A 7929-nucleotide genomic window follows, 5' to 3' on the forward strand; every position below is an offset into this window, starting at 1 on the left:
AAGGACGCCCCCTTGGCTGAAGGCAAGAAGCTCGTCATCGTCGAGTCCCCGACGAAGATGCGGTCGATTCAGGGGTACCTCGGCGACGGTTATGAGGTGCTCAGCTCCGTCGGCCATATCCGCGACCTCGCGGACAAGAAGGACATCCCGGCGGCAGACAAGGCCGCATACGGGAAGTACTCGATCGACATCGACAACGGCTTCGACCCGTACTACGTCGTCTCCGACCGCAAGACGAAAACGGTGGCCGAGCTCAAGCGTGCGCTGAAGACCGCTGACGAAGTCCTGCTGGCCACTGATGGCGACCGCGAGGGCGAGGCGATCGCCTGGCATCTGCTCGAGACCCTCAAACCGAAGGTCCCCGTCAAGCGGATGGTCTTCCACGAGATCACGAAGGACGCCATCCAGGCGGCGATCGGCAATACGCGCGAGCTCGACCTCGCACTCGTCGATGCGCAGGAGACCCGGCGCATCCTCGATCGCCTGTACGGCTGGGATGTCTCGCCGGTGCTCTGGTACAAGGTCAAGACCGGCCTGTCGGCCGGACGCGTGCAGTCCGCGGCCACTCGCATGATCGTCGAGCGCGAGCGCGAGCGCATGGCGTTCGTCTCGGCCGAATACTGGGACGTCGCCGCGACCGCCGCCGGCGCCAGCGCCTTCGGGGTGCGTCTCGTGCGCGTCGACGGCGGACAGCTCGCCCGCGGCACGGATTTTGATGACGCCGGCAAGCTCAAGAAGGCCGTCGTCGTGCTCGACGAGAGCAAGGCCACGGCTCTCGCCCAGGCCGTCGATGCGGCCGGTGCCGGCACGGTCACCAAAGTCGAGGCCAAGCCGGGAACCCGTAGCCCGTACGCGCCGTTCACGACCTCGACGATGCAGCAGGAGGCCGGACGCAAGCTCTCGATGAGCGCCAAGCAGGCCATGAGCGTCGCCCAGCGCCTGTATGAAAAGGGCTTCATCACCTATATGCGTACCGACTCGGTCGCGTTGAGCACGCAGGCCGTGCAGGCCGCGCGCAGCCAGGCCGTGGCGCTTTACGGCGACAACGCGGTTCCGCTGAAGCCCCGGGTGTACAAGTCCAAGAGCAAGAACGCGCAGGAGGCGCACGAGGCCATCCGCCCCTCGGGCGACAACTTCCGCAAGCCCGCATCGGTGTCGGGCGAGCTCGATCGCGAAGAGCTGCGCCTGTACGACCTCATCTGGAAGCGCACGGTCGCCAGCCAGATGTCCGACGCCAAATACGAGACGACGACCGTGACGCTGTCGGTGGATGCCGCGGGGCAGAACGCCGAGTTCACAGCATCCGGAACTGTCTACACCTTCAAGGGCTTCCTCGAAGCCTATGAAGAGGGGCGCGATGAGAAGCGCGCCGATGCCGATGCCGACTCCAACCAGTCGCTGCCGGCTGTCGCCGTCGGCGATGAGCTCACGATGTCGGATGCTGAGCCGAAGGGCCACAAGACCAGCCCGAAGCCGCGCTTCACCGAGGCCTCGCTCGTCAAGGCTCTGGAGGAGCGGGGGATCGGCCGCCCTTCGACGTTCGCCAGCATCATCGGCACCGTGATCGATCGCGGTTATGCGACCAAGCGCGGTCAGGCGCTCGTTCCGACGTGGATGGCGTTCAGCGTCGTGCGTCTGCTTGAGGAGCACTTCACCGACCTGATCGACTACGACTTCACGGCGGCGCTCGAGGACGACCTGGATGCGATCGCCACGGGCGAGCAGAAGCGCGTCGAATGGCTGAAGTCGTTCTACTTCGGTTCCGACGAGCACACCGGTCTGCGTCAGATCGTCGACAACCTCGGCGAGATCGATGCGCGTGCGCTGAACTCGACGAAGATCACCGATACGGCGACGCTCCGCTTCGGCAAGTACGGTCCCTACCTCGAGGTCATCGATCCGGCCAAGCCGGATGAGCGCGGCCGCATCGTCAACGTCCCCGAGGAGCTCGCACCCGATGAGCTCACGGCGGAGAAGGCCCGTGAGCTGATCGATGCCCCGGTCGCCGGTGACCGCGTGCTCGGCACGAACCCGGAGAACGGTCGAGAGATCGTCGTGAAGGACGGTCGCTACGGCCCCTATGTGCAGGAGAACCTGCCGGAGGAGCCGGTCGAGGCCGACGAGACGACCGGTGAGGTCATCGAGAAGCCGAAGAAGAAGACGGCGAAGAAGGACGCGCCCAAGCCGCGCACCGGTTCGCTGTTCCGCTCGATGTCCGTCGAGACCGTCGATCTGGAGACGGCTCTGCAGCTGCTGAGCCTGCCGCGCGTCGTCGGCACGGATCCGGAGACGAATGACGAGATCACGGCGCAGAACGGCCGGTACGGTCCGTACCTGAAGAAGGGCACGGATTCGCGTTCGCTGGAGAGCGAGCAGCAGATCTTCGACGTCACCCTTGAACAGGCGCTGGAGATCTACAAGCAGCCGAAGTACGGTGCCGGTTCGCGTCGGGCTTCCAGCGCGCTCGCGGAGTTCGAGGCCGATCCGGTCAGCGGCAAGCCGATCCGCATTCGCGATGGCCGCTTCGGTGCGTATGTCACCGACGGTGAGACGAACGTCACGATTCCGCGCGGCCAGAAGCCCGAGGACATCACGTTCGAGATCGCCGTTCAAATGCTCGCCGATAAGCGAGCCAAGGGGCCCGCCCCCAAGCGCGGCGCGAAGAAGGCTCCTGCCAAGAAGACGGCGGCGAAGAAGCCCGCGGCGAAGAAGGCTCCCGCGAAGAAGGCGGCGCCCAAGACCGACGAGGAGAAGGCTGCAGCGCGGTCGGCTGCGGCGAAGAAGGCTGCGGCGACGCGTGCGGCCAATGCTGCGGCGAAGAAGGCAGCCGCTTCGTGACCGAGCGCCCGGGACTCTGGATCACGCTCGAGGGCGGCGATGGCTCGGGGAAGACGACGCAGGCTCAGCTGCTGGAGGCATGGCTCGGCGAGACGGGCCGAACGGTCGTGCGCACGCGCGAGCCGGGCGGCAGCGAGGTCGGTCAGCTGATCCGCGACATCGTCCTGCATCACCGGGGGGACATCGCGCCGCGCGCCGAGGCGTTGCTGTACGCCGCGGACCGTGCGCACCACGTCGCGACGGTCGTGATGCCGGCGCTGGAGCGCGGGGAGGTCGTGCTGCAGGATCGCTACCTCGATTCCTCCGTGGCCTATCAGGGCGCTGGACGGGTGCTGGACGCGGACGAGGTCCGCGCCCTGTCGCTGTGGGCGGCCGAGGGGGCTCTGCCGGATCTGACGGTGCTGCTGGACTTGGATCCCGCGGCGGCGCGGTTGCGCCTGGACGCGGCCGACAAGCCCTTCGACCGGCTCGAGGCGGAGAAGCTCGACTTCCACGTGCGGGTCCGGGATGCCTTCCGGAAGCTGGCGGATGCGGAGCCGGAGCGGTTCCTGGTTCTGGATGCCGCGGCATCCGTCGAGGATATCTCCGCGGCGATCCGGTCCCGGGTCGCCGACCTGATCTGACGAGTGGGCACGGGCGCTGTCGGCGGCGCCGGTTAGGCTGAGTACATGACCGTCACGCTCGCCCCCTTCCCGTGGACGGATGTCTGGGGGCAGGATGCCGCGGTCGAGACGCTGCGCGATGCGGCCGCTGATCCTGCGGCGCTGTCGCACGCATGGTTGATCACCGGGCCGCCCGGATCGGGGCGTTCGACGCTCGCGCATGCCTTCGCGGCGGCTCTCATCGCCTCCGGGCCCGATGACGAGCACACCATGCGCCAGGTCCTCGCAGGTACGCACCCCGATGTCACGGCTCTGCGCACCGATAAGGTCATCATCACGATCAAAGAGGCCCGTGCGCTGGTCGAGCGATCGTATTTCGCCCCTTCGGCGGGCCGGTACCGCGTGATCGTCGTCGAAGACGCCGATCGCATGGTCGAGCGCACGTCGAACGTGCTGCTCAAGGCGCTGGAGGAGCCGCCGGAGCGCACGGTGTGGGTGCTGTGCGCGCCGAGCGAAGCAGATCTCCTCCCGACGATCCGCTCCCGCGTGCGGCCGCTGCGCCTGCGCGAGCCCGACGTCGACGATGTCGCACGGCTCATCGTGCAGCGCACGGGCGCCGAACCGGGGATCGCCGAGCAGGCGGCGCGCCACGCTCAGCGGCACATCGGTATGGCGCAGCGCTTGGCGACGGATGAGGCGGCGCGCCGCCGCCGGGCGACGACCCTGCGCGCAGTGCTCGATGTCCGCGGCGTCGGCACCGCGGTGGAGACGGCGGGGGAGATCATCCAGGCGGCGACCGATGACGCGAAGGCCCTGACCGCCGAGCGAGATGCCGCCGAACGCGCGTCACTGCTGCGCACGGTGGGCATCGCCGAGGGACAGGCCGTGCCCCCGGCCGTCCGCTCACAGATCTCAGCGTTGGAAGACGACCAGAAGAAGCGCGCGACGCGCAGCCTTCGGGACGGGATCGACCGTGTGCTCACCGATCTGCAGTCGCTGTTCCGCGACGTCATGATGCTGCAGTACGGCCGCGGAGACGATCTGATCAACCGTGAGCTGAACACCGACCTTGCGGCGTTGGCCGCAGCCTGGCCCGTCGATCGAACGCTGATCGTGCTCGATCATCTGGCCGATACCCGCGAGTCCCTGGAGCGCAACGTCGCTCCGACGCTCGCGCTCGAGAGTTTGCTCGTGACCGTCGCGAGCGGGAGGAAACCGTGACCATGCGAAAGACGTCCCGCGGACGACGCCTCATCCCCATGATCGCCGGTCTGGCGGTGGCCACGGTCACCCTCAGCGGTTGCCTTTACGCGGCGATCCCCGAGCAGGCGCAGCCCGCGCCCTCCACGACGAAGGCGCCCGACACCGCGGGGGTCGCGGCTGATCTCTTGCCGTTCTACTCCCAGACGCTCGAGTGGACGAGCTGTGATGGCGGCGGGGTCGGCTTCGACTGCACGATGGTGACGGCGCCACTGGATTGGGAGAACCCCGCCGACGGCGAGATCGAACTGGCCGTCGTCAGGCACCAGGCGACGGGGTCTCCCATCGGGTCACTGCTGACCAACCCCGGTGGCCCGGGCGGCAGCGGACGAGATTTCATCCTCGACAGCCTCGGCTACGCCGTCGGGCAGGATCTGATCGACAACTACGACGTGATCGGCTTCGATCCGCGCGGTGTGGGGTCGTCGACGGCCGTGCGCTGCTTCGATGCCGCCGAGATGGATGTGCACCTCTACGACATCCCGGAGGCTCCGCGGGGCAGCGACGAGTGGGAGGCCGAGCTCACGGAGCGCAATCAGGCGTTCGCTGAGGCCTGCGAGGCGAACAGCGACGGCATTCTGCCGTTCATCACAACGGTGAACTCCGCCCGCGATATGGATCTGCTGCGTGCGGTCCTGGGCGATGATGAGCTGAACTACCTCGGGTTCTCCTACGGCACATTCCTCGGCGCCACCTACGCGAACCTGTACCCCGAGAAGGCCGGGCGCCTCGTGCTCGATGGCGCGATCGATCCTTCCGTTCCCGGTCTCGAGGTCGGCACGACGCAGGCTCTCGGCTTCGAGTCGGCGCTGCGCGCGTATATGGAGGACTGCCTCGATTCCGGCGCGTGCCCGTTCAATGGCACGGTCGATGAGGCCATGGCCGATCTCGGCGCGCTGCTGGCGAGTGTGGAGCGCAGCCCCTTGAAGAACGGCGACGGCCGGATGCTCGGCGCGGACTCGCTCATGACGGCGATCATCGTGACGCTGTACTCGCAGGACAACTGGACGATCCTCACGCAGGGGCTCGAGGGCGTGCTGCAGGGCGACCCGTACATCGCCTTCTACCTCGCCGATGCCTATAACGGGCGTGAGGACGGCGTGTACCTCGACAACTCGACGGAGGCGTTCCTCGCCTACAACTGCGTGGACTATCCGTTGGAGGATGACACCGCGGCCGAAGATGCGGCGATGAAGAGGATCGAAGAGGGCGCGCCGACGATCGCTCCGTATTGGAGCGGCCCCGACACCTGCGCGGTCTGGTCGACTCCGCCGACGGGAACCCGCGATGAGATCCATGCGGCCGGAGCCGGCGAGATTCTCGTCATCGGCACGACCAATGACCCGGCGACTCCCTACGAGTGGTCGGTGGCGCTCGCCGAGCAGCTGGAGGGCGGCATCCTCATCACCCGCGTGGGAGAGGGGCACACCGGTTACAACAAGGGGAACGTCTGCGTCGACGAGGCCGTGGAGAGGTATCTCATCGACGGCATCAGTCCCGATGGTGACCTCATGTGCGACTGATTTCGCATTACGGCGTCGACAGGGTAATATTATTGATCGTGCCGCTAACGCGTCGCACGCCGCTTTAGCTCAGTCGGCAGAGCATTTCACTCGTAATGAAAAGGTCGTCAGTTCGATTCTGACAAGCGGCTCATGAGAAGGGGATCCGGGAAACCGGATCCCCTTCGTCGTTCCCGCGCACGGCGTACGCTCGAAGCATGACCAGCGCTCTTCTCCTCGTCGATCTGCATGACGAATCCATCGAGGAATCGTCATGAGCCGGAGCGTCCTGCTGCTGCGCGCCGTGAACGTCTCCGGACGCAACCTCGTGCCGATGGCGAAGCTCCGCGCGGTTCTGGGGGTCGAAAGCGGCTTGACGGGTGTCTCGACGTACATCGCCAGCGGGAACATCATCTGTGATTCGCCGGCGGATGCCACGGCGGCCTGTGCACGCGTGCGCGAAGTCATCGAACGGGAGTTCGATGTCGACACTCCGGTCATCGCGCGTACGCATGAGGAGCTCGTCGCTTCTGAGTCGACATCGCCGTTCCGCGACGGCGGGGAGAAGTCCGTGCACGCGATGTTCCTCGAGTCCGTCGCCGCCGAGGGGGCTTCGGGTGCGCTCGAGGGTCGGCTGCTCGCGGGGGAGAGGATCGCGTTGATCGGGCGGGATCTGTGGATCGACTACGGCGATGGTGGAGTCGGGCGCACCAAGCTCACGAAGGCCGTGCTCGATGGTGCTCTGCGCACACCGGGGACGGCTCGCAATCTGCGCACCGTGCGCACGCTGATCGAGCTGACGGCATGAGGGTGCATCCGGCGACGATCGCCGCAGCCGTTGATCATGAGCTCGTCATCAAGAAGTCCCGTTTCATCACCCACGTCGCGCCGGTGTCCTCGCCGGAGGACGCGGATGCGGTGATCGCGGCGATCAAGAAGCAGTACTGGGATGCCCGGCACAACTGCTCTGCGCAGGTGACGGGGGCGCTCGGCGACCGGGCGCGCTCCTCGGATGACGGCGAACCCTCGGGAACGGCCGGGGTGCCGATGCTGGAGGTGCTGCGGCGCCGCGAGCTGACGGATGTCGTGGCGGTCGTCACGCGCTACTTCGGAGGCATCAAGCTCGGCGCGGGCGGGCTCGTTCGCGCCTACTCCTCGGCGGTCTCCGAGACGCTGGATCTGGCGCGCCTCGTGGATCGCCGTGTTCTCGCCGAGGTCATCGTCTCGGTCGATCATGCGGATGCGGGCCGTTTCGACAACCTGCTGCGCGACTGGGTTCGCAACAACGACGCCGTGCTCGGAGAGCCCGACTACGCGGCACGCGCATCGTTCGCGGTGTGGGCGTCACCGGAATCGGTGCCGCTTCTACGCACGGATATCGCCGCGGCATCCGCCGGCGCCGTCGAAGCCGTCCCGACCGGGGAAGAGCGTCTGCTCGACGTTCCGCGGTGACGGAAACTGCTATAGCTCGATGCGCGCAGCTGCAGCAGATGAAGAAACAGCGGTGAGTCGCCAGGTCGAGCCTGCTCGCTCATAGGTGATGATCGCGTGACAGTTGCGGCATCGCACATCGCATTTTTCTATCTCTGCGGATACAGCCTGCAGACTGTATCCGTCGTGGACAAGTGTCATGACTGCGGCACGTTTCGTGGCTCATCGCAATCGAGGGTGTAGGTGGGGTCTGAATCCTCCGGCTTCGAGTAGCGATCTGGCAACATAGTTCGTCA

At 66.6% G+C, this 7929-nt stretch carries 6 protein-coding genes and 1 tRNA gene; all 7 read left to right on the forward strand.

Annotated features, from left to right (window positions below; genetic code table 11):
- Window positions 1-12: 12 nt before the first annotated feature.
- Window positions 13-2838 (forward strand): type I DNA topoisomerase, encoded by a 2826-nt coding sequence (topA, locus tag ACWAUG_RS12550; protein WP_460802667.1) that lies wholly within the window; start codon window positions 13-15, stop codon window positions 2836-2838.
- A complete protein-coding gene (gene tmk, locus ACWAUG_RS12555; RefSeq protein ID WP_298038897.1) occupies window positions 2835-3461 on the forward strand; it encodes a dTMP kinase in 627 nt (208 codons plus the stop codon). The genes topA and tmk overlap by 4 nt, the downstream gene beginning before the upstream one ends.
- Window positions 3462-3506: 45 nt before the next feature.
- Window positions 3507-4661: a DNA polymerase III subunit delta' gene (locus ACWAUG_RS12560; protein WP_298038894.1), complete on the forward strand. Its 1155-nt coding sequence runs from the start codon at window positions 3507-3509 to the stop codon at window positions 4659-4661.
- Between the two features lie 2 nt (window positions 4662-4663).
- Window positions 4664-6223, forward strand: a complete 1560-nt coding sequence (locus ACWAUG_RS12565) for an alpha/beta hydrolase (protein ID WP_460802668.1) — start codon at window positions 4664-4666, stop codon at window positions 6221-6223.
- Window positions 6224-6281: 58 nt separating this feature from the next.
- Window positions 6282-6354, forward strand: a tRNA-Thr gene (locus tag ACWAUG_RS12570).
- Between the two features lie 122 nt (window positions 6355-6476).
- Entirely contained in the window at window positions 6477-7010 is a 534-nt protein-coding gene (locus tag ACWAUG_RS12575; protein ID WP_298038889.1) for a DUF1697 domain-containing protein, read from the forward strand.
- On the forward strand, window positions 7007-7654 hold the full coding sequence (locus ACWAUG_RS12580) for a YigZ family protein (protein ID WP_298038887.1): 648 nt from the start codon (window positions 7007-7009) through the stop codon (window positions 7652-7654). Before ACWAUG_RS12575 ends, ACWAUG_RS12580 begins: the two co-directional genes overlap by 4 nt.
- Window positions 7655-7929 lie beyond the last annotated feature (275 nt).

It is taken from the genome of Microbacterium sp. GXF6406 (assembly GCF_054798215.1).